The organism is Acidobacteriota bacterium, assembly GCA_012729555.1.
Taxonomy (GTDB): domain Bacteria; phylum Acidobacteriota; class UBA6911; order UBA6911; family UBA6911; genus UBA6911.
Genome location: JAAYCX010000021.1, coordinates 25589 through 51039 on the forward strand (window position 1 = coordinate 25589; position 25451 = coordinate 51039).

Annotated in this window: 19 protein-coding genes; 12 read left to right on the forward strand and 7 right to left on the reverse strand. The window is 63.9% G+C overall.

The genetic code is table 11. The annotated features are described in order from the left end of the window. The first annotated feature begins 391 nt into the window (after positions 1 to 391). On the forward strand, positions 392 to 910 hold the full coding sequence (locus GXY47_06160) for a TlpA family protein disulfide reductase (protein NLV30725.1): 519 nt from the start codon (positions 392 to 394) through the stop codon (positions 908 to 910). A 216-nt stretch (positions 911 to 1126) separates the two neighbouring features. Here GXY47_06160 and GXY47_06165 read toward each other — a convergent pair whose 3' ends face one another. Continuing rightward, positions 1127 to 3853 carry an insulinase family protein gene (locus tag GXY47_06165; protein ID NLV30726.1) on the reverse strand — a complete coding sequence of 909 codons (2727 nt, stop codon included), beginning with the start codon at positions 3851 to 3853 and terminating at the stop codon, positions 1127 to 1129. A 350-nt stretch (positions 3854 to 4203) separates the two neighbouring features. Here GXY47_06165 and GXY47_06170 point away from each other — a divergent pair, with 350 nt between their 5' ends. Further along, entirely contained in the window at positions 4204 to 4782 is a 579-nt protein-coding gene (locus tag GXY47_06170; GenBank protein NLV30727.1) for an HDIG domain-containing protein, read from the forward strand. A 28-nt stretch (positions 4783 to 4810) separates the two neighbouring features. Here GXY47_06170 and GXY47_06175 read toward each other — a convergent pair whose 3' ends face one another. After that, positions 4811 to 6133, reverse strand: a complete 1323-nt coding sequence (locus GXY47_06175; protein ID NLV30728.1) for a thioredoxin domain-containing protein — start codon at positions 6131 to 6133, stop codon at positions 4811 to 4813. Positions 6134 to 6335: 202 nt separating this feature from the next. Here GXY47_06175 and GXY47_06180 point away from each other — a divergent pair, with 202 nt between their 5' ends. Both GXY47_06180 and GXY47_06185 read left to right on the forward strand, forming a co-directional pair. Beyond that, positions 6336 to 8321, forward strand: a complete 1986-nt coding sequence (locus GXY47_06180; protein ID NLV30729.1) for an ATP-binding cassette domain-containing protein — start codon at positions 6336 to 6338, stop codon at positions 8319 to 8321. 189 nt (positions 8322 to 8510) lie between these two features. Then, positions 8511 to 9851, forward strand: a complete 1341-nt coding sequence (locus GXY47_06185) for an FAD-dependent oxidoreductase (GenBank protein ID NLV30730.1) — start codon at positions 8511 to 8513, stop codon at positions 9849 to 9851. Positions 9852 to 10029: 178 nt separating this feature from the next. On the opposite strand, the gene GXY47_06190 is transcribed toward GXY47_06185, so the two are convergent. The 3 genes from GXY47_06190 to GXY47_06200 form a co-directional block, all read right to left on the reverse strand. Next, positions 10030 to 10860, reverse strand: coding sequence for a hypothetical protein (locus GXY47_06190; GenBank protein NLV30731.1), 831 nt, complete (start codon positions 10858 to 10860; stop codon positions 10030 to 10032). A 409-nt stretch (positions 10861 to 11269) separates the two neighbouring features. After that, positions 11270 to 12079, reverse strand: coding sequence for a glutaminyl-peptide cyclotransferase (locus GXY47_06195; protein ID NLV30732.1), 810 nt, complete (start codon positions 12077 to 12079; stop codon positions 11270 to 11272). A 317-nt stretch (positions 12080 to 12396) separates the two neighbouring features. Beyond that, positions 12397 to 12816, reverse strand: a complete 420-nt coding sequence (locus GXY47_06200; protein ID NLV30733.1) for an arsenate reductase ArsC — start codon at positions 12814 to 12816, stop codon at positions 12397 to 12399. Between the two features lie 633 nt (positions 12817 to 13449). Here GXY47_06200 and pstC point away from each other — a divergent pair. The 6 genes from pstC (at position 13450) to phoU (ending at position 19253) form a co-directional block, all read left to right on the forward strand. Continuing rightward, positions 13450 to 14838, forward strand: coding sequence for a phosphate ABC transporter permease subunit PstC (gene pstC / locus GXY47_06205; GenBank protein ID NLV30734.1), 1389 nt, complete (start codon positions 13450 to 13452; stop codon positions 14836 to 14838). Next, a complete protein-coding gene (locus tag GXY47_06210) occupies positions 14831 to 15061 on the forward strand; it encodes a hypothetical protein (protein ID NLV30735.1) in 231 nt (76 codons plus the stop codon). The genes pstC and GXY47_06210 overlap by 8 nt, the downstream gene beginning before the upstream one ends. Before the next feature lie 41 nt (positions 15062 to 15102). After that, a complete protein-coding gene (gene pstA / locus GXY47_06215) occupies positions 15103 to 16350 on the forward strand; it encodes a phosphate ABC transporter permease PstA (GenBank protein NLV30736.1) in 1248 nt (415 codons plus the stop codon). A 26-nt stretch (positions 16351 to 16376) separates the two neighbouring features. Then, positions 16377 to 17420: a PstS family phosphate ABC transporter substrate-binding protein gene (locus GXY47_06220; protein ID NLV30737.1), complete on the forward strand. Its 1044-nt coding sequence runs from the start codon at positions 16377 to 16379 to the stop codon at positions 17418 to 17420. 18 nt (positions 17421 to 17438) lie between these two features. After that, on the forward strand, positions 17439 to 18293 hold the full coding sequence (locus GXY47_06225; GenBank protein NLV30738.1) for a phosphate ABC transporter ATP-binding protein: 855 nt from the start codon (positions 17439 to 17441) through the stop codon (positions 18291 to 18293). Between the two features lie 288 nt (positions 18294 to 18581). Continuing rightward, positions 18582 to 19253 (forward strand): phosphate signaling complex protein PhoU, encoded by a 672-nt coding sequence (phoU, locus tag GXY47_06230; protein NLV30739.1) that lies wholly within the window; start codon positions 18582 to 18584, stop codon positions 19251 to 19253. On the opposite strand, the gene GXY47_06235 is transcribed toward phoU, so the two are convergent. After that, a complete protein-coding gene (locus GXY47_06235) occupies positions 19240 to 20484 on the reverse strand; it encodes an MFS transporter (protein NLV30740.1) in 1245 nt (414 codons plus the stop codon). The two genes, phoU and GXY47_06235, sit on opposite strands and share 14 nt — an antisense overlap. A gap of 366 nt (positions 20485 to 20850) precedes the next feature. Then, positions 20851 to 21852: a transposase gene (locus tag GXY47_06240; GenBank protein ID NLV30741.1), complete on the reverse strand. Its 1002-nt coding sequence runs from the start codon at positions 21850 to 21852 to the stop codon at positions 20851 to 20853. Between the two features lie 330 nt (positions 21853 to 22182). On the opposite strand from GXY47_06240, the gene GXY47_06245 reads away from it, so the two are divergent. Together GXY47_06245 and GXY47_06250 are read left to right on the forward strand one after the other, a co-directional pair. Continuing rightward, entirely contained in the window at positions 22183 to 23550 is a 1368-nt protein-coding gene (locus GXY47_06245; GenBank protein ID NLV30742.1) for a hypothetical protein, read from the forward strand. A 237-nt stretch (positions 23551 to 23787) separates the two neighbouring features. Further along, a complete protein-coding gene (locus tag GXY47_06250) occupies positions 23788 to 25401 on the forward strand; it encodes a peptide chain release factor 3 (protein ID NLV30743.1) in 1614 nt (537 codons plus the stop codon). The last annotated feature ends 50 nt before the right edge of the window (positions 25402 to 25451 follow it).

Here is a 25451-nt window from a genome sequence, read left to right on the forward strand (position 1 = left end):
GTGCCGGCAGCGGACGCGGGGCGCGAAACCCCCTTCGCGTGGACCGGCCACGGCGCGGAGAAGGCGGCCATAAATGCCACAACAGCGGCAGCCCGACGGAACGTGTGCTTCACCTTCTTTTGTCCACCTTTTTCACGGTGACCGTTATCCGCTTTTTCAGGCCGCAACGGACGGCGCGCGCGGTTGCTTCCTCCCCTATCGGCACGCCGCCGGGGGAAATCGCGTTTCCATCATATAAAAGTTTTTCCAAAAGGCAACAGTATTTCGTGAGTAATTCGCTACCATCATTGGGCTTACGATGACACTATCCATGTTTTTGCGCGCGGGGCGCGATGGTATACTGTCGGCTCAATATTCCCGGGCGGAGCCCCGGGCCAGGGAGATCGGCCGCGTGAAAACAAGAAGAGTATGGGTGGGTTCGGTTCTGATGGTATGTCTGCTGTTTTCGGGCTGCATGCGGCGTGAGCCCCCGGCCGTGGGGGCGGCGGAGATCGGCCGCCCGGCTCCCGCGTTCGAGCTGCCCGATCTGGAGGGAAACCTGGTATCGCTCGAGGAATTCCGGGGGAAGATCGTCCTGGTCGATTTCTGGGCGAGCTGGTGCGGCCCCTGCCGGATGACGATGCCGATGCTCGAGCGGCTGGGGCGGGAATACGCCGATTCCATGGTGCTGCTCGCCCTCAATCTACAGGAGACCCCGGAAGTCGTCGCCGAGTATGTGCGCTCCCAGTCGATCCGCACCCGGGTCCTGCTCGATGAAGAGGGCTCCGCTGGAATGGCCTATGGGACCGAGTCGATCCCGATGCATTTCCTGATCGACAGGGAGGGGATCCTCCGCCAGGTCCACGCCGGTTACTACTCGGGGATGGAGGCGGACCTGCGCAACGAGATCGAGGCCCTCCGCCGCCAATAGCGGCCCCCCTCGATCCTGGACATCCACCATTTCTCCCATTCGGTGGATGTCCACAATTCGCCTAATCCCGGACATCCACTCTTTTGCCCGGCGCCCGGTCGTGGGCGCCTTCAATCATGGACATCCACCTTTTCCCACGATTGGTGGGTGTCCATGATTTCCTCCATCAATTGGTGGATGTCCACGATTGCTGTCGCCGGATTTCGTGGATGTCCGCTATGGCTGTTTGATTTTGCCGTGGGTGTCCCGGATTTCGAGCGGGCCGAGGCCCAGCTTTTCAAGCCCCGGCTGGATCTGTTCCCGGTCCCCCACTGCGACGACCACCGCTTCCTGCGGCCGGATATGATTTCGAGCCGCTCGCTGCGCCTCGGCTGCCGTAACCCCGTCGATCTTCTCCGGGAGGAAATGATAGTAGTCGGGCGGGAGGTCGTGGACGAACAGCTGCCCGATGCTCGACGCCGCCTCCGGGGTTGTCTCGAACATGCCGGGGAGGGAACGCGCGATCGAGTCTTTGGCGGTCGCGAGCTCGCTTGACGTCAGGTTCACCGCGCACAGCCGTTCGATCTCGCGGAAGATTTCCTTGACCGCGGGGGCGGTGGCTTCGGTGTGGACCGAGGCGCCGACGAGGAACGGACCCGGGCCGCGGCGGAAGGAGAAGACCGAGGAGGCCCCGTAGCTGTAGCCATGTTTTTCGCGCAGGTTACGGTTGATCCGGCTGGTGAAGAGCCCCCCGAAGGCGGTGTTCGCGACATCCAGCGCGGCGTGGTCGGGGTGGGAGCGCGCCACCCCCACATGTCCTATGCGGAGGACGGTCTGGGGCGCCCCGGGCCGCTCGACGATCACCACCCGGCGCGCGGGGTGCGACGCGACTTCCGGCGGACGGCATTGGACCCCGGAGCCGGTCCAACCACCGAAATAGTTCGCGGCGATCGCCCGGAGCCCCGCTTCGTCGATGTCTCCGGCCACCACCAGCGCGGCGTTGGCGGCGAAATAGCCCTCCCGGTAAAACTCCCTGAGCAATTCCGGGGTGACCGCCCGGTTGGAGTCCTCGGTGCCCAGGTCGTTGTGCCCGTAGGGGTGCCGGGGCCCGTAGACGCAGTCCAGGAACACCTTCAGGGCCAGGACCGCGGGGTTGTCCCGCTGCTGCAGGATCCGGGTGATCCGGTCGTGGCGCACCCGCTCGATCTCCCCGGGGGCGAAAGTGGGGTGGAGCAGGACATCGGAGAGCAGCTCGAATGCGGCTTCGACGTTGCGGGACAGGGTCCGGATGGCCGCAAAGGAGAGATCGGTTCCGGACCCGGTGGAGAGGGAGGCCCCGATCCTGTCGGCGTCCGCGGCGATTTCGAGCGGCTGGCGCTTGAGCGTCCCCTCGTCCAGCATCCCCGCCGTGAACGAGGCCAGCCCGGGATGCTCCGCGGGGTTGCGGTCGCCCCCGCCAAGAACGATCACGTTGGCTGACACGATCGGCAGGCTGTGCCTTTCCGCCAGCATTACGGTCAGGCCGTTCGGCAGGCGGAATATTTCGGGGACCGGCAGGTTGAACGAGGGTGCGGGGCCCGCGGCTGGGGGGGTGCGCCTCCATTCCTGGTCCGGGATGACGGGCCCCGGTTCGGGAGACGGTTCCCCGGTGGAGGGTGATTTCGGGACGTCGTGAATGACCCTGGTCCCGTTGACGCCCCAGACGGTAACCCCCCGGTTGCGCTCCAGGCGGTCGGATGCGACCGCGCGCAGCGACTCCAGGGTGCATTTCCGGTACCGGCCCATGTCTTCGGCCAGGAAGCCGGGAGTTCCCGTGTAATGGTTGTAGAGATTCAGCCGGTCGGCGAGCCCACCCAGGTTTTCGAGCGAACGGATGACGCCCGATTCCATGATGTTGCGTGCCCTTTCCAGTTCCTCGTCCTCAGGTCCCTCTTTTTGGAAGAGCTCCAGTTCCCGGCGCAGCGCCGCCTCCAGCCGCTCCGGGTCCACCCCCGGCTTGGCCGTCGCCTCGATGGCGAAGACAGACCCCAGGGCCATCGACGCCTGCGCAGCGCTCACGTCCTGCGCCAGGCGCTGTTCATATACCAGTTTCCGGTAGAGGCGGCTCGACCGCCCTCCCCCCAGGATCCTGGCGACCAGGTCGCACTCGGCGTCCGCCTGGGTGAAAATGGGATCGGTGATCCAGGCAAGGTACACCCGGGGCAACTCGACCTGGTCCTCGACGACCACCCGTCTTTCCTCCCGGATCTGCGGGGTGTCTACCGGGGCGCGGGACACCGGCTTTCCTGCCGGGATCGGCCCGAAATAGCGCTCCACCAGGGAGCGGGTGTTCGCCGGGTCGATGTCCCCCGCGATCACGAGGCTTGAGTTGTTGGGGGCGTAATAGCGCTGAAAGAACTTCCTCACGTCGGCGAGGCGGGCGGCCTCGATGTCGGCGTGCGACCCCATGATGGAGGCGTAGTACGGGTGGTTCTGGGGGAAGAGCTGGTGGAAGATCGCCTCCTGCACCAAACCGTAGGGGGAGTTTTCCACCACCTGCCTCCGCTCGTTGCGGACGACATCGCGCTGTGTCTCGAGTTTCCGGCTGTCGAGGACTTCGAGAAGGAACCCCATCCGGTCGCTTTCGAGCCAGAGTGCCATTTCCAGCTGGTTGGAGGGGAGCGTTTCGTAAAAGTTGGTCCGGTCGAAGTCGGTGGTGCCGTTGATGGTGCTGGCCCCGGCGGATTCCAGGTGGAGGAAGTGGGCCTTCTCCCCGACATATCCGGAGCCCTCGAACATCATGTGCTCGAACAGGTGGGCGAACCCCCGCAGCCCCGGCCGCTCGTCGGCCGGTCCCACGTGGTACCAGATGTTGACCGCGGTCAGGGGGAGTCGGTGATCCTCAACGAGCATCACCTCCAGACCGTTAGCCAGCCTGTATTTGTCGCACTGAATTTCCGGAATCGGCGTGTTTTTCTGCTCCATATCCCTTCCTTGTCTGCCCCATCCAATCATGGACACCCACCAACTGATTCAATCATGGACATCCACCAACTGAAAGGCACGGGCATCCCGTCGCCCGGCCCTGCTGGTTCCCGCATAAAGACTACCATGCGAACAAATCATGGACATCCACCATTCACCCATTCTCCGGCCCGGATCCAATCCTGGAGATCCAATTGTGGACATCCACCATTTTGCTCGTTTGGTGGGTGTCCACAAATTCGGCTACCCAATCCGTGGGTGTCCATGATTTGTTTAATGAGTGGATGTCCACAATTGGATCTCACAATTGGGTGGTTGCGCCGGGCTGCAGGATGCGTATACTCCCGGATATGGACACGCATATTCCGACACGGCGGGAGGCCTGGGGCCTTCTCTGCCGGTACAACGAAAGCGAAAGCCTCCGCCGGCACGCTCTGGCCGTGGAGGCGGTGATGCGGCATATGGCGCGCAAACGGGGAGAGGACGAGGAGATGTGGGGCATCATCGGCCTGGTTCATGACCTGGATTACGAGCGCTACCCCGAGGAGCACTGCCGCAGGAGCGCCCGGATCCTGCGGGAGGCGGGGTGGCCGGAGGAATACGTGCGCGCCGTGGTAAGCCACGGCTGGGGCATCTGCTCCGAAGTCGAGCCCTTGAGCCCGCTCGAGAAGACGCTCTATGCCGTCGACGAACTCACGGGCCTGGTCGCCACCTCGGCCCTGGTCCGGCCGTCCAGAAGCATCCTCGACATGGAGGCGCCGAGCGTAAAGAAGAAGTGGAAGGACAAGCGCTTCGCGGCCGGGGTGAACCGCGGGGTGATCGAGAAGGGGGCGGAGCTCCTCGGCACCGATCTCACCGGTCTTATTACCGACGCCATCCTGGGGATGCGGTCCGTGGCGCGCGAGATCGGGCTCGAGGGGAACGCCTGACCTTTCCAGTCGCCGTGCCAGCCGACGGCTACGGTACCGGGGAGAACCCCTGCCTGCGCGCCTCCCGGTCGACGACCTTCAGAAAGTCATTGACCCGCTCGAGCGGCTTTCCGTTGACGTAGACCGAGGGGGTGGAGTCGACACCGAGGCGGTTGGCCTCGGCCACCTCCGCGTCGAGCGCCGCCCGGGCCCCGGGGTCCTCGAGGCAGCGCCGGAAGGCGCGGAGGTCGAGCCCCGCTTTGCGCCCGATCTTCACCACATCGTCCATCTGCGGGTCGTCGATCCCGGCTTCGAACGCCCGGTCTTGGTAGGCTGAAAACCTTTCCTGCCGGCGGGCACAGACAGCGCCCAGGGCGAGCCGGCAGGCGCCGGGATGGGTCGAGCGGGAGAGGACGGGGTTGCACTCGCGGTCGAGCGGGTAGTTCTTGAAGTACACCCTCACCTTCCCCTTCGATTCCGGAACGTAACGCAAAAGCGCCGTGGAGAGCTGACGGCAGTAGGGGCAGAGGAAATCGGAGTATTCCACCACGGTGACCGGCGCACCTTCATCCCCTTCGCCCGGGATGCCGGTAAGATCGATCTCCTCCGCTCGTGCCTCGTCGAATTCCCTCAGCGCCTTTTCCGACCAGTAGGCCTCCGTCCGGCGCGGGTCGTCGAGAATGCCCTCCAGGCGGCGCGCCCGCTTCTGCCAGTAGGAGGGATCGTCGGGGTCCCCGTCTTCCGAGTTCTGCCCATCGGCTGAGGAGCCGAGGAGCGAACCTTCACGCGCGTCGGCCCGGCTCTCCAGCATCCAGTTGAAGGAGCCGACGGCGAGGGCGACCGCCACCACGGCCAGCGCCCACCCGGCCAGGGCGAGTTTCCCCTCCGGCGGCGCGAACCGGGCGAATAGTCGCCTCGGGTTCCCGCGGAAGGGGAGAAGAACCAGGAGGGCGGCCAGGCCGAGGAGGTAGGTGGCGATGCAGAAGGCGCACCATGCGTGGAGGACGAACGCCTGCAGCATGAGGAGAAGGAGGTCGAACGCCAGCCCGACAAGGAGGCAGGGGATGAGGATGGAGCCGATCAGGGCTTTCCGGAGCCCTGCCGGGGCGAAGAGGGCCAGGGGAGCGAGAAGCGCCAGGGAGGTGTAGAAGGCGAGCCCCAGCGCTGCGAGCGGGATCCCGGCGAAGGCGGACCAGGCGCTTTGCGCCACCTCCCCGCAGCTGCCCGATTCAGCGTCGCCGCAGCGCTCCGTGACCGTGGACACCGCCCAGGGCTCCCCATGGTGCTGTCCCAGGAGGATGCCGGAAATCACCCCCGCGCCCAGGCAGAGGGCCATGGCCAGAACGATTCGGGTGCGGCCCTTCGTTTCCACGCTTTTCCCCTTTCGACTGAATTTTTTACCGGGCCCAGGCGAAGCGTGCGGATCCCGCCGCGCAGGCACCCTGGAGGCATCCGTGCCGCGTTTCCACACCTCGAGCCGCGCCCCCGGCACAATCCGGGTCAATGGAGGATTTTACGGAATATCGGGGAAGAAGAAAACAGCCGCGTTCGGGGCTTCATGGTACTGTTTGGGGATGGCACTGGTCACGCTGGACAGAATATCGATTGCCTACGGCTCCCTGCCGCTGCTGGATAGTGCAGCGCTTCAGATCGAGGAGGGGGAAAGGGTCTGCATCCTGGGACGGAACGGGACCGGGAAGTCGACGCTGCTCGCGATCCTGGGCGGCTCCCTGGAGCCCGATTCCGGGTCGGTCTACCGGCAGCCCTCCATGCGGACGGCCCTGCTGAACCAGGACGCGGCCCTCGGGGACGACCGTCCCGTTTTCGACGCCGTCGCTGATGGACTCGGGGATCTCGGGCGCCTGGCGGCCGAGTACCATCACGCCGCCGTCCGGGTCTCGGAGAGCACGGACGCGGCGCTGCTTGACCGGCTGGGGCGGCTCCACCAGGAGCTGGAGGAAAGGGACGGGTGGCGGCTCGAGCAGCGGGTGGAGACGATCCTTTCCCGCCTGGAACTCCCCCCCGACGCGATCGTGGACACCCTCTCGGGAGGCTGGCGCCGCCGGGTGCTGCTTGCCAGGGCGCTGGTGGCCCAGCCGGAGCTCCTCCTGCTGGACGAACCGACCAACCACCTCGATATAGGCGCGATCGCCTGGCTCGAAAGCTTCCTGGTGGAATATGCGGGGACGGTGGTGACTGTCACCCACGATCGGGAATTCCTGCGGCGGCTGGCCAGCCGGATCGTGGAGCTCGACCGGGGGCGGCTCACTTCGTGGGAGTGCGGCTACGGCGAATTCCTGCGCCGGAAGGAGGAGTGGCTGGCCAACGAGGCGCTCGGGAGGGCAAAATTCGACCGACGGCTCGAGGAGGAGGAGACATGGCTCCGCCGCGGGGTCAAAGCCCGGCGGACCCGGAACGAGGGGAGAGTGCGCGCCCTGATGGCCATGCGGGCCGAGCGCGCCGCCCGCCGCGAGCGCACGGGAACCGCCCGGCTCGAACTTCAGGCGGCCGATCCCTCCGGCCGCCTCGTTTACGAAGCCGACCACGTCTCCAAATCCTTCCCCGGCAAAATCGTGGACATCCACTCTTTGCCCGAGGCGGGCCCAATCATGGACACCCACCAATCGTCGGGGCCAAAAGGTGGATGTCCACAATTTGTGATTCGTGACTTTTCAATCCGGATCATGCGGGGAGACCGGATCGGCCTTCTCGGCCCGAACGGGGCGGGCAAGACCACGCTCCTGCGGCTGCTGCTGGGCGAACTGGCCCCCGACTCGGGCTCCATCCGGGTCGGCACCAATGTTCAGCCCGCCTACTACGACCAGCAGCGGGAGCAACTCGACCCTGAAAAGACCGTGCTGGAAACGGTGGGGGCGGGGAACGAAGTCGTAACCATCAACGGCCGGTCCCGCCACATCAACGGCTACCTGCGCGATTTCCTCTTCGCGCCCGAGCGCGCCCGCTCACCCGTGAAGGCGCTCTCGGGGGGGGAGCGCAACCGCCTCCTGCTGGCGAGGCTCTTTACGCGCCCGGCCAACGTGCTGGTGCTGGACGAGCCGACCAACGATCTCGACCTGGAGACCCTGGAGCTGCTCGAGGCGCGGCTGGTCGATTTTCCCGGCACGATCCTTCTGGTCAGCCACGACCGCGCCTTCCTGGAAAATGTCGTCACCAGCATGCTGGTGTTCGAGCCGGGCGGCCGCGTCGAGGAGCACATCGGCGGGTACGCGGCATGGGCCGAACGGAAGGCCGCCGCAGAAGCGAAGGAAAAGCTCGCGCCGAAGCCCCGCGCCTCCGCCCCTCGCGGCGAGGAGGTGGAACGGAAGAGCGCGCGCCGGAAGCTCTCCTACATGGAGCAGCGGGAGTATGACCTCCTCCCGGGACGGATCGAGGAGCTGGAGGCGGAACAGGAGGGGATCGACGCCCGGATCGCCGCCGCTGATTTCTACCTTGAGACCCCCGACGAAATCGCCCGGGTGCTCGAACGGAAGGAGATCCTGCATCAGGAACTGCTCGACGCCTACACCCTCTGGGACTCCCTGGATTCCCGCACTCGATGACGCGTGCGGCCATCCCCTGGTCCCCAAGGCTGAAAGGTGGATGTCCACTCCCTCCACAATAGGTGGGTGTCCATGATTTCTGATCCCGCGCCCCCCCTGCCGCCTCATTTGGTGGATGTCCACAATGGGCTTTTGGTTTACAATGAAGTCCGGAACCTGCCTGTAAACAGATCTCTCGAGGGTGCGTCTATGAGCCGAAACCTTGTCATTGTCGGGGGGGGGGCCGGGGGAGCCTCAGTTGCCGCGGAGGCGCGCCGGCGGGATCCGTCGCTGGGGATAACCATGATCGAGAAGGGACCCCATGTGTCCACCGCCGCCTGCCCCATGCCCTACTACATCCAGGACCTCATCAAGGACGAAAGGAAGCTCATCGCCCGGACCCCGGAAAAGTTCCGCGAATCTGGAGTGGACGTGCGCCTGGAGATGCGTGTGGAGGAAGTGGACCGGAGGCAGGGGGTTGTCCGGCTCCAGGACGGGATCATGGTTCCCTACGACATCCTGGTCCTGGCGACCGGCACGGTCCCCATCGTCCCGAAAGTCCCCGGGGTGGACCTCGAAGGGGTTTTCACGCTCAAAACCCTCCCCGACGCGGTGGCCCTCAAGACCTACATCCGGGAGAAGGAATGCCGGAAGGCGCTCGTGGTGGGCGCCGGCTTTATCGGTCTCGAAATGTGCGAGGCCCTGCGCGGGCATGGCATCGAAACGGAGATGATCGATCTGGCCCCGCGCACCGCGGCCATGTGGGATCCGGAACTCTCCACCATGATCGAGGAGGAACTCGCGCGCCAGGGCGTGACATTCCGCCCCGACACCGGGCTCCAATCGATCGAGAAGGGGGCCGACTATGCGCTTCGGCTCCATTCGAACGGCGGCCCGCTGGAAGCCGACTTCATCCTGATCGCCATAGGGGTGAAACCCGATTCCGCCCTCGCCGCGTCGGCCGGGCTGAGGCTCGGCCAATCGGGCGCCATCGGGGTCAATTTTTCCCAGCGGACCTCGGAGGAGGCGATTTACGCTGTCGGGGACTGCGCGGAGGTCTACCACCGCATCAGCCGCAAATGGACTCACATCCCGCTCGGCGATATCGCCAACAAGCAGGGGCGCGTGGCCGGAATAAACATAGGCGGCGGCGAGATGGTGTTTCCCGGGGTGGTCGGTGCGCGCTGCTTCAAGGTCTTCGATCTTGAGGTGGCGGCGACAGGGCTCGATGAAGCTGAGGCGGCCGAAGCGGGATACCATCCCGAAAGCGTGCTCATCTGGGGAAACGCCATCGTGGCCGCCATGCCGGGGGAGAAGAAGCTGGGGCTGAAACTGGTGGCCGACCGGCCGACGGGAAAGCTCCTGGGGGCCCAGGCCGTCGGAGCACGAGGGGCCGTGGAGAGGGTGAACGCCCTTTCGGTCGCCCTGGCTGCGGGGATGACGCTGGCGGACATCGGGTACCAGGATTTCGCCTATTCGCCCCCCTTCAACACCGCCTGGGACCTGATCCACATCGCGGCGCAGAAACTGGCGAAATCGATCGGTGACTGACCGCGACGACCCGACCGCGAATCGCGGACATCCACCAATCGGCCTGGGCCGCCCCAATCGTGGACATCCACCAATTGTCGGCCCGCCGGAAAATGGCGGATGTCCACCCACGTTCCTTCCGCGTTCAATGCGTGGATGTCCAGGATTTCACCAAATAGTGGATGTCCACGATTGAGGTCTACTTCCTTTTAGTTGGGGCCTTCCTGGCAGGTGTTTTCTTCCCTCCGGTTTTTGGGGCCTTCTTGGCGGGGGTGGATCCCGCGGCGGCCTTCATGCTGGCCGCCTGCTTTGCCGGGGCCGCGTTTGCCACAACTTTCTTTTCCGTCCCCTTCCTGCCGGTTTCCTTCGCTCCCTTTAACGTCTGCTTTTTCGCGGCCGGGGCTTTAGCGACGACCTGCGATGTCGCCCGGGTCCCGTTCGTCCCGGCGGCGATGCGTTTCAACTCCCCGTACCCCTTCTTTCCCAGGATCAGGATGGCCTCGTCCCGGTAGATCTCGAACATCGGGCGCTTTTCATCCGCCTTATGGCGGCAGAGGGCCGTCTCTTCGTCCAGTTCGGTGGTCTCGTCGATGGAGAAGACATCGTTCTCCAGGTAGAGAGGATAGATGGAGCAATAAAAAGGCTTGATGCCGGGCCACCCTAGTTTCCGGTCTCGCGAAATCACCTGCAGTGCGCATTTGCGGTCGGTCCGGAGGAAGATGCAGCAGGTCTCGTCCTCCCGCTCCGGGTCTTCGACCGTGTTGGTTCCGGTCTCGATTCCGCTCGGCGTGTCCTTGGACTTGCGCGTCACGAACCATTGCGTTTCGTCGTGCCGGTCCTTGGGCAGATGGCGCTTGATGGTCTTGGCCCATTTCATGATGCGGGGAGGCTCGTCATCCGTCATCCAGACGCCGCCCGAGCAGCAGTCGGCAAGGCAATCGGGCCCGCAGGGGCGCAGCGCCACTTTCCTGAAGACGCTCTTGTCGACGCGGATACCGTTGATGACGATCTCTTTTCCGTTCTTCTTCATAAACCTCTCCCGTTCTCCACTGGATGGGCGGCTGTGCCGAAGGCCGCATGCGTGAAAATTTTTGACGCGGCATTGTAAGCCGAAACAAGCGAGGCTCACAGGAAAAACTGTCTTTTTTTGAACATCCCTTCCCGCGCCGCGGCCCCAGGCCCGTGAATGTCTCACCCGGGTCATCCGGGAATCGTCGGCTGCGTCGGCGCCATCCGCCAAATCTACGGAGTTCCACCCGGCTGCGTATTCCGCGATGAAGCGCCGTGAATTATCCGCTTCAGGGGGCAGGGAGTCGGGCCGACGGATGTTTCGGAGCTCGAATTGTTCGTGGCCGCCCGCTTCCCGTCAGCGGCCGCTCCGCGGGCCGGACGGAACCCCAGTTATGGCGGCCCCGAATCCCGAGCCATTGGTTGGCAAACTAAAAGTTGAGAGAGAGTTCGAACAGCCAAGGCCAGTATTTGCCGGTAACGAAAAGCCGGTTTTCGGCCTCGTCAAAGGCCAGGCCGTTCATCACGTCGGCCTCGGGGGTTCGATCGTGTTGGGGGTACAGGGCCGAAAGGTCGAGCCATCCCGTGACGAATCCGGTGGCGGGATCGATCCGTGCGATCCGGTCGGTCAACCAGACATTGGCCCAGATCTCCCCCCGCACATATTCGAGTTCGTTCAGCCGATCGACGGGGATGCCGCGGTAGAGCACCGGCAGGCGCCGCACCGCCTTGAGCGTTTTCGGGTCCAGGAAGGCGAGGGTGGAACTCCCGTCGCTCATCACGAGGCTGCGGCCATCGTGGGCGAGCCCCCACCCCTCCCCTTCGTAAGCGAAGCTTCCGACACGACTGAAATCCCTCGTTTCGTAGATGAAACCGGTCTTTTCGCGCCATGTCAGCTGGTAGAGCCTCCCCGCCCGCTCGGCGAGTCCCTCGGCGAAGTACTCGCGCCCGAGGGCTTTTTTCCTGAGCACCCTTCCCGTGGCGATCTCCACCATGCGCAGCATCGACTCCCCATACTGCCCAGTGCTTTCGTAGAGCGATCCGTCGAGGTAAACGAGCCCCTGGGTGAAGGCGGCGGGATCGTGGGGATGGCGGGCGGCAAGCCGGTAGGAAACGGAGGCGGATGCCTGGGGCTTCTTCCCGGGTACGAGGGCCGCTGCCAGCCCAACCGCGCAGAGCGCCGCGGTGGCCACCCAGGGCCAGAGTCTTTTCCGCTTGTTGCGTGCCGCGAGCTTTTTCATCCTCTCCCGCCGAATCCCAAGGAAATCATTATACATCAGCCCACCGTGAGGTAGCGGGAGGATCCCACGCAAGGGCCCAGACTCGCATTTGAGGGCACCCTAAAAGAGAACAGAAGGGGATCCCTGATTCCCATATCGAATTGCCCGGAATCCGGCGTTCCGATGAAGCCCCAATCATGGACACCCACCAGTTTTGCAATGATGGACACCCACCGCTTTCACAAAAAGTGGATGTCCAGGATTTGATTCCGGGATTCACAATCGGCGGATGTCCATGATTGGGGGGGGAACGGGAATGCCACTAGCGGTGGCTACGGTCAAGGTTTCCGGTCCGAATCGGGTTTTCCCGTCTGAGGTGATTGGTCGGCAAGCGGGCTGTCCGGGCCGAGGATCCATTCCTTGATGGCGTCCCTGATGGCGCGCACGGTGACCAGGCGCTCCCCGTGCGACCCGCTCGCGGCGGCGGGGTCCGGGAATGGGTGATGTACCCGCCGGGTGATTCCGGGGTAAACAGGGCATTGAGACTCGGAGTCGTCACACACGGTGACGACGATGTCGAACAAGGCGCCCCGGCGGAACAGTTCGAAGGCGCTCCGGGGCGTCTTGCCTGACAGGTCGATCCCCTCCTCCTGCATCGCCTCGACAACCAGCGGGTTGACCTTTTCGGCGGGCTCGAACCCGGCGCTTGACGCCTCCCACCGGTCCCCTGCGAAGCGCCGGACATAGCCTTCCGCCATTTGGCTCCGGCCGCTGTTGTGCCGGCAAATGAACAGAATACTCTTTTTGGCCACACCCCCCCCTTTTCCGGTTCCACTTTCAAGTTAAGCGCGCCCTCGGTCCGAATCAACCGGGCCACCCCGATTTCATGAAAACTTCATTTGGGCGACAACCCGCAGGGCCCGGGGCGGACCGCAGGCACCCGCCGGGCCAAAGGTGTTACGCAGGATTGCGCTGCCGGGACGGGCCCGGACGCCCGCACGGTTCTGCTCTCGCTACCCTGAGAACGACCGGGCAGGTGGATACAGGACCAGGGGCGGGGAGTCCGCCTGGTAGTTCCCCGGGCAGCGAATCCGGCGCGTCGATGAACCCAGAATCGAGGGCGTCCACCAATTTGCAAATCCTGGACATCCACTGATTTTCACAAATGGTGGATGTCCAGGATATTTCTCCGGGATTTCCACAAAAGGTGGATGTCCATAATTCTCCGGTAACTTCTGCCCCGATGACGGCCCGGCAGACTCCGCGGGTGAGGCGCCCGAGAGCGGAGGCGATCCTTAACCGGAATTTCACACAACCGCAAACGATCCCTAACAAAGAAAAGGTATTCATTCAATCGTGAGGGAAGGAATGAAAGGACAGGGTCCGATCTGATGTCACCCGGATTGATTTTTATCGCGATCCTCGCGCTTTCGTCTGCGGGCTACTGGGTGGGGCTCCGGCGCTCCCACACCGTCGCCGGTGGGGGGGTGAGAGCCGTGAGGCTGCATTCGCGGCCCGCCTACTACGGCGCGCTCGCGGCGCTGGCGTGCGGGATTCCGGCCCTTCTGCTCTTTGCCCTCTGGCAGGTGTCGGAGGAGAGGGTCGTCACGAGCCTGGTCGTTTCCGGGCTTCCCGAGTCGGTTCGCACGCTCCCGGAGAGCAGGCTCGACCTGGCGGTCAACGACATCAAGAACCTCGCCTCGGGCAACATCGTGTCGGGAGCCGTCGATGCCGATATGCGCGCGGCGGCCGACCATTACCTGCGCCTGCAGTCGATCAGCCGGATGGCGCTCACGGTCTGCGCGCTCGCCCTGGCCATCGGGGCCATCCTCCTGGTACGCAAAACCATCACCCCCAGGCTGAGGGCGCGCAACGCCGTGGAACGGGTGATAAGCGGCCTTCTCGTCGTCTGCTCTTCGGTCGCCGTCTTCACGACGGTGGGGATCGTGCTGTCGGTCCTGTTCGAAGCCGTGCGGTTTTTTCAGGCCGTCCCCGTGACCCGGTTCCTGTTCGGGCTCCAGTGGAGCCCCCAGACGGCCATCCGCTCCGACCAGGTCGGATCCTCGGGCGCCTTCGGCGCCGTCCCCGTATTTGCCGGCACCCTCATGATCTCGGCCATCGCCATGGCGGTGGCGATCCCGATCGGCCTCCTGGCGGCCGTCTACCTTTCCGAATACGCTGCGGCCCGGGTGCGGTCGACGGTCAAGCCGTGCATGGAGATCCTGGCCGGGATCCCGACGGTGGTCTACGGTTTCTTCGCCGCCCTGACCGTCGCCCCCGCCATCCGCAGGGCGGGGGGGGCGTTGGGCCTGGACGTTTCGAGCGAAAGCGCCCTGGCCGCCGGCCTCGTCATGGGCGTCATGATCATCCCCTTCGTCTCCTCCCTCTCGGACGACGTGATCCACGCCGTGCCGCGCTCGTTGCGCGACGGCGCCTGCGCCCTCGGTTCCACGCCGAGCGAAACGATCCGGAAGGTGGTGCTTCCCGCCGCCCTCCCGGGCATCGTCGGGAGCATCCTCCTGGCGGTTTCCCGGGCCATCGGCGAAACCATGATCGTGGTGATGGCGGCCGGACTGGCGGCCAACCTGACGGCCAACCCGCTCAAGGCGGTGACGACGGTGACGGTCCAGATGGTCACCCTGCTGGTCGGGGACCAGGAATTCGACAGCCCCAAGACCCTGGCGGCCTTCGCCCTGGGCCTGGTCCTTTTCGTGGCCACCCTCTGTCTCAACGTGATCGCGCTCTCCGTGGTCCGGAAATACAGGGAGCAGTATGAATAGCCGGAGCAATCCCGCCCCCGCAGGCGGGGCCAACGTGAGGGCGCGGCTCTCCCGCTGGCGCGACTCTTTTGTGGCCCGATGGTGGAGGTCTCAAGGCGATTTCGTGCGGCTCCTGGAACGCGCCTGCGGCGCCACGGCCGGCCGGCGGATGGAGGGGAGCGCGCTTTCGGGTGAAGAACGCGACCGCGCCCTGCGGCGGTCGCGAATCGGAGGAGCGGCATGAATAACCTGACGGAAGGAAAAGCGATCGCGGGCGGCCGGGCCATGGACATCGTGCGGCGGGGGCTCGCGCGGCGGCACGCCGCCGAGCGGCGGTTCCGCCTGTACGGCGTCGCCGCGGTCTGCCTGAGCCTCCTCTTTCTTTCGGTCCTCTTCATCTCCATCTTCCAGAGCGGCATCGGGGCCTTCCGGCAGACGTTCCTCCGGCTCGAGGTTTTCTTCGACCCGGGGGCCATCGACGCGGGCGATCCCGGGGCGGGCGACTACGGCGCCCTGGTCAAGCGCTCGCTGCGGGGGATGTTCCCCGACGTGACGGGCCGCGGCGAGCTGCGCGAGCTCTACGCCCTGGCCAGTTCGGGCGCCGCCTTCCAGCTGCGGCGCATGGTGCTCCAGTCCCCCGACCTCATCGGCCGGACGGCGGCGGTCTGGGTGCCGGCCGACGACGACGTGGACATGCTGGTGAAGGGGGTTTACGATCGCCGGCTCCCCGAGACGGAGCGGCGCACGAGCGACCGTCAGCTCGGGTGGATCGAGCGGCTCGAGATGAAGGGGAGGATCGCGAAACGCTTCAACTCCGCCTTCTTCCTCAACGGCGATTCCCGCGAGCCGGAACTGGCCGGCATCCGGGGAGCGGTCATGGGGTCGCTCTACGCCCTCGGGCTCACGCTCCTGCTCTCCTTCCCGGTGGGGATCGCCGCGGCCGTCTACCTCGAAGAATTCGCGCCCAGGAACCACTGGACGAGTCTCATCGAGGTCAACATCAACAACCTCGCGGCCGTCCCCTCGATCGTCTTCGGGCTCCTGGGTCTGGCCGTGTTCATCAACTTCATGGGGCTCCCGCGTTCCGTCCCGCTGGTCGGCGGTCTGGTGCTGGCCCTGATGACGCTTCCCACCATCATCATCGCCGGGCGCGCCAGCCTGAAGGCGGTCCCCCCGTCGATCCGCGAGGCGGCGCTGGGCGTGGGCGCCTCCAAGATGCAGATGGTGCTGCACCACGTGCTGCCCCTTGCCATGCCCGGCATGCTCACCGGGGCCATCATCGGGATGGGCCAGGCGCTGGGGGAAACCGCCCCTCTGCTGATGATCGGCATGGTCGCCTTCATCGTCGATGTACCCGGCGGATTGACCGATCCGTCCACCGTGCTGCCGGTCCAGATTTTCCTCTGGGCCGACAGCCCCGAACGCGCCTTCACCGAACGGACTTCGGCCGCGATCATGGTGCTCCTGGCGTTCCTCATCCTGATGAATGCGGCGGCCGTGCTGCTCCGGAGGAAGTTCGAAAGGCGTTATTGAGTGTTCATTCTCAAGGAGAAGAGTACATGTCGAAAATAACCATTGTTTCACTGGCCGCCCTGCTCGCGGCCAATATCCCCTCGGGTTTCGGCCAGTCGGGGCGGGATCACATCAACATCGTCGGCTCCTCGACCGTCTACCCGTTCGCCACGGTGGTGGCGGAGCAGTATGGCAAAACCACCCGCTTCAAGACCCCCAAGATCGAGTCGACCGGATCGGGGGGAGGATTCAAGCTCTTCTGCTCCGGCGTGGGGGTGGAGCACCCGGACATCACTAACGCCTCGCGCGCCATCAAGTCGTCGGAAGGCGCGACCTGCGCGAAAAACGGGGTGAAGGACATCATCGAGGTGAAGATCGGTTACGACGGGATCGTGCTGGCCAACTCGAAGAAGACGGCGGCGCTGCGCCTATCGGCAAAGGACATCTTCACGGCGCTGGCCAAGCAGATCCCGGACGCCTCGGGCAGGCTTGTCCCCAACCCGAACAGAACCTGGAGCGACGTCAACCCCTCGCTCCCCGCCGTCAGGATCGAGGTGCTCGGGCCGCCGCCGACCTCGGGAACGCGCGACGCCTTCGTGGAGCTGGCCATGGAATCGGGCGCCAGGAAATTCCAGTCGCTGGCCGACCTCAGGGCCAAAGATGAAAAGGCATTCACCGCCATCGCCCACAACATCCGCGAGGACGGGGCCTACGTCGAGGCGGGGGAGAACGACAACCTGATCGTGCAGAAGCTCCAGGCTAACGCGAACGCCCTGGGGATCTTCGGGTTCAGCTTCCTGGACCAGAACAGCGACAAGCTCCAGGGATCGTTCGTCGACGGCGTCCAGCCGACGTTCGAGGCGATCGCCGCCGGCAGCTACGGGCTTTCGCGCCCCCTCTACTTCTACGTGAAGAAGGCGCACGTCGCCGTGATCCCGGGGATGAAGGAATACCTCGCGGAGTTCACGAGCGAAAAGGCCTGGGGGCCCGATGGCTACTTGTCCGACAAGGGGCTGATCCCGATGCCGGACGCCGAGAGGAAGGCCGTGGCCAGGGCGGTGAAAGAGTTGACGCCCATTCAGTTCAAGTGATACGCGGTGGGGAGAACCATGTCGCAGAGTGAAAGCGGCGCGGCTCCGGTCCTGGCGGCCGGGGCCCGCCGCATCGGCAGGGAAGATCGGAGGACGGTCGGGTCCCCCCTGGTCGCGGATCCGCGAATGACGTGCCGCGACGTCGACGTCCACTATGCGGAGAAGCATGCCGTCCGCGGGGTTTCGCTCGACATCGCCAAGAACGAGGTCCTCGCCCTGATCGGGCCCTCGGGCTGCGGCAAGTCGACCTTCATCCGCTGCCTGAACCGGATGAACGACCCGATCGAGGGGTGCCGGGTGACGGGCGACATCCGGCTCGACGGCGCGGACATCTACGACAGAAGCGTGGACGTGGTCCCTCTGCGGGCGCAGGTGGGGATGGTGTTCCAGAAGCCGAACCCCTTCCCGAAATCGATCTGGCACAACGTGGCCTACGGGCCGAAGATCCACGGCCTGGCCCGGGACCGATGCGAACTGGACGGGATCGTCGAGCGCTCGCTCCGGCGGTCGGGGCTCTGGGAAGAGGTGAAGGACCGGCTCGGTCAGCCGGGGACGGCCCTTTCGGGGGGGCAGCAGCAGCGGCTCTGCATCGCGCGCGCCCTGGCCGTGGAGCCCGAGATCATCCTGATGGACGAGCCCTGCTCGGCCCTCGACCCGATCGCCACCGCCCACATCGAGAACCTGATCGACGAGCTGCGGGCCAGTTACTCCATCGTCATCGTGACCCACTCGATGCAGCAGGCTTCGCGGGTGTCCCAGCGCACGGCCTATTTTCATCTCGGGGACCTGATCGAGGTGGGGCGGACCGAAATCGTCTTCACCAACCCGCTCCACCCGCTGACGGAGGACTACATCACCGGCCGCTTCGGCTAGCCCGGCAAGGTCCCGGGAGCTCCCGGTGACCAATCCTGGACATCCACCAATCGGAGATGAAATCCTGGACATCCACCCATTGCCTCAAAGGACCGCAATCCTGGACATCCACACTTTCACCCAATCAGCGGATGTCCAGGATTTGCCCAGGATTTGTTCCTTGGGTTTGGAAGGGGCACCAAATGGTGGATGTCCACGATAGAGGAATGTGGAAATGGTGGGTGTCCAGGATTTGAGTTGGACGGGGGCGGGAGGGGCCGGCAATGCTGGGGGGGGAGGATCATGCATATGGAACATACCGTAAAAACCTATGAGGCGGAAATCAGGGAGCTCAACGCAGCGGTTCTGGAGATGGCTCGACGCACCAAGGGGCAGCTCGAGACGGCCGTGGGTGTGATCGAGTCGGGGGACGCGGGCCTGGCCGCGAGACTGGTTTCGGAAGACCAGGGGGTCGATGAGCTCGAGATGGAGGTGGATGCCCTCACCGTCAGGCTCCTGGCCACGCGCCAGCCCATGGCCACAGACCTGCGCATGACGGTGTCGGTGCTGAGAATCGCCGCCGAACTGGAGCGGATCGCCGATTATGCCGCGGGGATGGGGAAGCTGGTGCATTGCCTCGACGGCGAGACACCGGTCGAGCTGATCCGCTTGCTTCGCGGGATGCTTGATATCGCCCTCGGCATGCTTTCGGAGCTGGTTGTCGCCTACCAGGAACTCGATTCCGGACTCGCCGTCGCCGTCTGGCGCCGCGACGAGGGGATCGACCGGCTCTATGGCGACTTTCTCAACCAGTTGCAGCTTTTCATGAGCCGATCCCCCGACCGCGTCCCGAGTGGCACCGGCCTCCTGCTGATGGGGCGCCACTCGGAACGGATCGGGGATCACCTGACCAATATCGCTGAAAATATCTACTTCATCGCCACGGGCGAGAACCTCCTGCGTCCGGCTAGCGAACCTTGATCCTCCAGGCGGCGATGAGGCCGACGATGCAGATGGGGATCATCCAGTAGCCCGCGGTCGCCCACCCCTGGGCTTCCTGGATCCGGCTGAAGAGGCTGGGGCCGATGTACATCCCTATATTCTGGCCCAGGGCGGCCACCGACATTCCGATCCCGATGAAGGCGGGCTTCGTGGCCACCTCGGGCACCGAGGCGAGCAGGATCGGGGCGACCGGACCCCCCACGATCCCGAACAGGAGCATGTAGACGGGGATCATCCACCCGGTGACCGTGAAGGGCATCAGGAAGGTCAGGGTCATCAGGATGAAGCAGGCCACGACGATCCCCTTGCGCTTCCCCATTCGGTCGGAGAGATGGCCCCCCGCCGGTCCGGAGAAGATGGAGGCCAGCATGATGAAAGCGGTCACGAAAGAGGCGTTCATCATGAATCCCTGATCAAACGTAATCGAGTAGCCGCGCTCCAACTCGAGAAACGCCGGGAGGAAGGAGCACATCGCCATGACGACGAGGTTGTAGACGCCGAAAGCGATGCTGATCATCCAGAAGTTGACGTTGGCCATTCCTTTTAGCAGGCTGGGGGATTCCGGTTCCCCGGCGGTCGGCGGAGGGAGCGGGGCTTCCCGCATCTCCTCTTTCTTTGGGAGGCGGAAGAGGATGGCGAACAGGACGAAGGCAACGGCCGAGAAGATGGCGCCCGCCCACCAGACGGCGCGCCAGCCCTGTGCCACGGCCAGCGACGGAGCGAGGACCAGGGTGGCGATGTTGCCGATTCCCACACTGCTGGCCCAGAGCCCCGTGGGGAGGGCACGTTTTTCGGCGGGGAACCAGAGGCTGATGGCCAGGGGCGCGGCCACCATGATCAAGCCCATCCCCACCCCTTCAATGAACCGGCCGACGAAGAGCATCCGGGCGGTGTCGGCCATGGCGCCGAAGGCGGCTCCGATGGTGACGCTCCCGACCGCGAACAGCCCCGTCAGCTTGATCCCGAACCTTTTCAGAATGAATCCGGCGGGGATGGCGAGCACGAAGCCCATGATCGAAAAGATGGACATCAGGTCGCCCGACTGGCTCATGCTCAGGTTGAACGCCTTCTGGATCGTCGTCATCACCGGCGGCAGCTTGAACAGGTTCAGCGGCGCCGCCAGCGTCGCCATGTAGAGGGCAAACAGGACCACCCAGGCGTAGGCGGGCGCCTTGACGGGAGTCGATATCGCGGCATGTTTCTGGCTCATCAGAGTCTCCTCCTGCTAGCGAATGCACGGCGCATTCTCCAGAGATATCACTACTTATGGTCGGATCGGATAACGCCCCGATCATAGTCCAAAAAATCCTGGACATCCACCATTTTGAATCCTGGACACCCACGTATTCGCCGAAACCTGGACACCCACCCATCTGCGGAATCCTGGACATCCACCGGAAGAGAGCCGGGGACGCAAATGGTGGATGTCCAGGATTCAGTGTCCGGGATTCGGTTGCGTTTTCGGCTGACCGGCCGTGGCTCAGACAATCCTGGACATCTACCAAAGGCCCGTTTTGGGCTTAAATGATGGATGTCCACCAGCTTGGCGAGGATGTCGGCGCTCTGGCCGCTGTTTTCAGGACCTGAACGATTTCCGGGCCGAACGGACGCCGTGGACCCAGCGCTTGCCGATCCGGTCGGCGTAACTGCGGAGGCTGGGTTCGGATCCCACGGCCTGGCCAAACCTCGATTCGTAGCTGCAGATGGTGTCGACCCACTCGTCCGGCTTGATGCCGACACGCTCCAGGATCGGTCGCATTGCTGATGGGATGGAACCGCGCTTGTCCGGATGCAGCATGCGCCCCATCTCGTCCACCAACTCGATATATTCGGTTTCGGTCATGTTCAGGATCCCCCGGCGCAGGGGATTCGAGGCGATCGGGCAGAGGTAGCTGGACCCATCGTCGAGGAGGCCGGGCGATCCCGTCGGTCCCATCCCTAGCTTCATGCGGCGGATGCGCTCCTGCACTCCGGTGAAGTCGCTGGCTTCGGGGGTCGAAGCTATTCCCGCGCGAATGGGATTCAGATCGACATACACCATGCAGGAAATGATGGCGCCTTCGTCAAGCAGCGGGTGGCATTCATAGCGCGATTCCCAGAACCTCCCCCTGGTGCCGTCCTCCGCGTTGGCCGCGCGCGAGATAGGTTCGTTGTGATATTTCATGAACCAGCTGAGGTCGCAAAGCCTCATGCGCAACTCCTCGATCCGTTCAGGCCAGGACAGCAGGAACGCTCTCGCGGTATCCATGCCCTCGGCACCCGCCGCCTTGCCCCTGGGGGGGGCGAGCGTCAGCCAGCGATCGGCCACCTCGTCTCTGGTCCAGCCGGCCACGATATCGGGGCGTGTGCGCAGGACATTGTGTTGGTGCGTATGCAGGACTGCATGGTTGCAGACATCGACCGCGAAAATGCCGGCGAGATAGCGCAACCGGTTGACGATCCACTCCCTGCGGTGAGACAGGTCACGGTTGGTCACCCTGTCCCGTCCGCACAGGTACGCCTGGCGCACGCACCGGGTGGTGCAGTGATACACTCCTTCCTCCCCTTTTTTGACATACAGGCTTCTTGCCAATCCCATAGTTCGCTCCTTTCAAAGTAACTAATGAAGCTCCGGCAGAATGAGCAAGAAAAAGTTCATGAAATCGTGGACATCCACTCTTTTGCCAAAATGAAACATCTGCCTGGGGATCGGGGTTGCCCACCGATTGGATGCTTCCGGATTGCCAAATCGATAGGTGTCCAGGATTTGTCGGTGGGTGTTTCCCGAGATAGTGGATGTCCAGGATTTGAGAGATTGTGGACATTCACAAAATGTGCTGAAATGGGGACACCCGCAAATTTTAAACGCAGAGCAATAGGTGGATATCCCGAACTGTCGGAGTCAGGGATCCAAAAAAGGGGAGTAAACATGAAATCGGGACGGATCGTCTTTTTCCTTTTCAGCCTCGTTTTCGCTGCGGCGCCGCTGTCGGCCTATGAAGCCATCACCGGCCCCACGGGGGTCCTCCTTTATGATAGGGTCGGGGCCTACGACGGCTATACCCTCTTTTCGCCGATGGGGGGGAAGACGGTATACCTCATAGACATGGAGGGATACGCGGTGCATTCCTGGAAAACGGATTACGCCCCGGGGAGCTATGCGGTTCTGCTCGAGAACGGAAACCTGCTGCGCGGGGGGATCCTCGAGGGCGCACCGGTCCCTTTCGGCGGTGCGGGGGGGATCGTGCAGGAGATTGACTGGAATGGTGAGGTCATCTGGGAATACCGGCTGATGACCGAGGATGCCGTGCAGCACCACACCTTCGACCGCATGCCGAACGGCAACACCCTGATCCTTGCCTGGGAGCGGCGAAGCGTCGACGCTTTCCTCGAAAAGGGGCGCGATCCCAAAAAAATTCCCGTGGCGGGGCCGGGCGCGAATGGAAAGATCACCGCCGATTTCTGGGTCGATTTCGTGCGTGAAGTGAACCCGGCCGGGGAGACGGTCTGGGAGTGGCACGTGTGGGATCACGTGGGGACGGGACCCTTCAGGTTTGACATCAACTACGCAATTCCCGACACCATGGCGGGTGCCGCCGGTTCCTATGACTGGACCCACTTCAATTCGGTGCAGTACCTTCCCGAAACCGACCAGTTGCTGCTGAATTCACGCAATTTCAGCGAGTTCTACCTCATCGACCGCAAAACCGGCCGGATGGTCTATCGCTGGGGAAACCCGAGTGCTTACGATCAGGGCAGGCCCCCGGGTTGGCTCGACAATGGCGACCAGAAGGTGTTCGGCAACCACAACGCCACCTCCCTGGGGAAGAACCGCTTCCTCCTTTTCGACAACGGCAGCGAGCGGCCGGAAGGGAACCGCTCGGCCGTCATGGAGGTGAACGCAGTGACCGGGGAGATCGAATGGGAGTACACCGCTCCGGTCTCCAACAGCTTCTACACCGCCCGGCAGGGAGCGGCCCAGCGCCTCCCGAACGGCAACACCCTGGTGACCTCCTCCAACCACGGGCACCTCTTCGAGGTCACGCGCGAAAAGAAAGTGGTCTGGGAGTACGTCAGCCCGGTCGTGGGAGCCGACGATATGCGCTGCTTCCTCGGCGGTGAAGGCCCCGCCTTCAACATGCTCCACCGCGCCTACCGTTACGGAAAGGATTATGCGGGGCTGAAGGGGAGGGACCTGAGTGCGCGCACCCCACTGGTAAAAGACTGCCCCGAATTTTTCAGGCTCTACCGGACCGACACGCCCCCTCCGGCCAAAGAGCCCCTCCCGAAGCCATAAATCCTGGACATCCACTCTTTGCCCTCCCGCTATCCGTGGATGTCCAGGATTTAGATGGGAAGCCCTAATCAATCCTGGACATCCAATTTTTGTATTCCTGCAATTGGTGGATGTCCAGGATTTATCACTGGGTTCTGGTGCGTATCCGAAAAAAATTTTGCTCGCCGGGCAAACCCATGTATTCTTACAACCTTTATTTACTTGCTTTTGCCCCTTTTGCGCCGGAAACATAATTCCATGGAAACCGCGGGTGTCGTCAACGAAACGGAATACGTCCCGGGCGCCTGGCGCCAGGAGATCCTGCGACGGCGCACTTTCGCCATCATCTCCCACCCCGATGCGGGGAAAACGACACTGACCGAGAAGCTGCTGCTCTTTGCCGGAGCCATCGACCGGGCCGGGTCGGTCCGCCCCAAGAAGCAGCGCAAGGCCGCCACATCCGACTGGATGGCGATGGAGCAGGCGCGCGGGATCAGCATCACCTCGACCGTGCTGCAGTTCGAGTATGAGGGGCGCCTGCTGAACCTCCTCGACACCCCGGGGCACCAGGACTTCAGTGAGGATACCTACCGGACACTGACGGCCGTTGACTGCGCCGTCATGGTGCTTGACGCGGCCAAGGGAATCGAGCCGCAGACGCTGAAGCTGTTCGAGGTCTGCCGCCTGCGGCGCATCCCGATCCTCACCTTCATCAATAAGATGGACCAGCCGAGCCTTGAGCCGGTGGAGCTCTTCGACTCGATCGAGCGGGTGCTGGGGATCTCTGCGTGCCCGGTAAACTGGCCGGTGGGGCTGGGGGCCGATTTCCGAGGGGTGGCCGAACTCGAGTCGCGCCGCTTCATCCCCTATCTCCGCATGGGGGAGTACCGTTCCGGGGAGGAATTGGCGCTCGACAGCGAAGAATTTGTGCGGGACGCCGGCGCCGGCAATGTCCGGCAGCTCAAGGAAGACCTGGAACTTCTGGGCGGGGTGGTCGCCTCTTTCAACCGGGAGCGTTTTCTGAAAGGGGAGCAGACCCCGATCTTTTTCGGCAGCGCCCTGCACGATTTCGGAGTGGAAGTCTTTCTGGAGGCACTGGTGAAGCTGGCGCCCCCGCCCCAGGCGCGCGCGGGCCGGCAGGGGCCGGTGGATCCCCTCGAAGCCGGTTTTTCAGCCTTCGTCTTCAAGATCCAGGGGAACATGGACCCCAACCACCGGGACAACATGGCCTTTTTGCGCATCTGCTCCGGGCGCTTCGAGCGCGATATGCAGGTCTACAGCGCGCGCCTTGGCAAGAAGATCCGGATGACGCGGATGCACAGGCTGTTTGCCCGGGAGAGGGAGACGCTCGAAGAAGCCTTCGCAGGGGATGTGGTGGGTGTGGTCAACCCCGGTATGTTCGTGATCGGGGACACCCTGAGCGCGGAGCCGGGGGTCGAATACGGGGGAATCCCGAGCTTTCCACCGGAGCATTTCGCGGTGCTGCGGTGCCTTGACATGAGCCGCAACAAGCAGTTCCGCAAGGGGATCGCGCAGTTGGCCGAGGAGGGGGTGGCGCAGCTCTACCACGACCCCGAGGCCGCCCGCTGGGAACCGATCCTGGGCGCCGTGGGCAAGCTGCAGTTCGACGTGATGCAGTCCCGTCTGCTTCAGGAGTATGGGGTTACGACCACGGTCGATTTTCTGCCCTACGAGTGTGCCTGCTGGCCGCTGGGAAGTGCGGAGGCGCTGGCGCAGGTCCGCTGGCCGAGTTTCGGGTTCGCCCTCGTGCGCGATCATCAGGACCGTCTCGTCTGCCTCTTCCGCTCCCGCTGGGACATGGAGCATTTCACTCCCGACTACCCCGAAATCGCCTGGAGTGAGATGGGCTGAATCCTGGACATCCACTATTTGCTGACCTCAAATAGGTGGATGTCCAGAAT

What these genes read in the sequence shown, in the direction of transcription:
- GXY47_06165 (NLV30726.1), bottom strand. Translation starts at nt 3,853, where the DNA reads ATGGAGCAGAAAAACACGCCGATTCCGGAAATTCAGTGCGACAAATAC.
- GXY47_06170 (NLV30727.1), top strand. Translation starts at nt 4,204, where the DNA reads ATGGACACGCATATTCCGACACGGCGGGAGGCCTGGGGCCTTCTCTGC.
- GXY47_06180 (NLV30729.1), top strand. Translation starts at nt 6,336, where the DNA reads ATGGCACTGGTCACGCTGGACAGAATATCGATTGCCTACGGCTCCCTG.
- GXY47_06185 (NLV30730.1), top strand. Translation starts at nt 8,511, where the DNA reads ATGAGCCGAAACCTTGTCATTGTCGGGGGGGGGGCCGGGGGAGCCTCA.
- GXY47_06190 (NLV30731.1), bottom strand. Translation starts at nt 10,860, where the DNA reads ATGAAGAAGAACGGAAAAGAGATCGTCATCAACGGTATCCGCGTCGAC.
- GXY47_06195 (NLV30732.1), bottom strand. Translation starts at nt 12,079, where the DNA reads ATGAAAAAGCTCGCGGCACGCAACAAGCGGAAAAGACTCTGGCCCTGG.
- GXY47_06200 (NLV30733.1), bottom strand. Translation starts at nt 12,816, where the DNA reads ATGGCGGAAGGCTATGTCCGGCGCTTCGCAGGGGACCGGTGGGAGGCG.
- pstC (NLV30734.1), top strand. Translation starts at nt 13,450, where the DNA reads ATGTCACCCGGATTGATTTTTATCGCGATCCTCGCGCTTTCGTCTGCG.
- GXY47_06210 (NLV30735.1), top strand. Translation starts at nt 14,831, where the DNA reads ATGAATAGCCGGAGCAATCCCGCCCCCGCAGGCGGGGCCAACGTGAGG.
- pstA (NLV30736.1), top strand. Translation starts at nt 15,103, where the DNA reads ATGGACATCGTGCGGCGGGGGCTCGCGCGGCGGCACGCCGCCGAGCGG.
- GXY47_06220 (NLV30737.1), top strand. Translation starts at nt 16,377, where the DNA reads ATGTCGAAAATAACCATTGTTTCACTGGCCGCCCTGCTCGCGGCCAAT.
- GXY47_06225 (NLV30738.1), top strand. Translation starts at nt 17,439, where the DNA reads ATGTCGCAGAGTGAAAGCGGCGCGGCTCCGGTCCTGGCGGCCGGGGCC.
- phoU (NLV30739.1), top strand. Translation starts at nt 18,582, where the DNA reads ATGGAACATACCGTAAAAACCTATGAGGCGGAAATCAGGGAGCTCAAC.
- GXY47_06235 (NLV30740.1), bottom strand. Translation starts at nt 20,484, where the DNA reads ATGAGCCAGAAACATGCCGCGATATCGACTCCCGTCAAGGCGCCCGCC.
- GXY47_06240 (NLV30741.1), bottom strand. Translation starts at nt 21,852, where the DNA reads ATGGGATTGGCAAGAAGCCTGTATGTCAAAAAAGGGGAGGAAGGAGTG.
- GXY47_06245 (NLV30742.1), top strand. Translation starts at nt 22,183, where the DNA reads ATGAAATCGGGACGGATCGTCTTTTTCCTTTTCAGCCTCGTTTTCGCT.
- GXY47_06250 (NLV30743.1), top strand. Translation starts at nt 23,788, where the DNA reads ATGGAAACCGCGGGTGTCGTCAACGAAACGGAATACGTCCCGGGCGCC.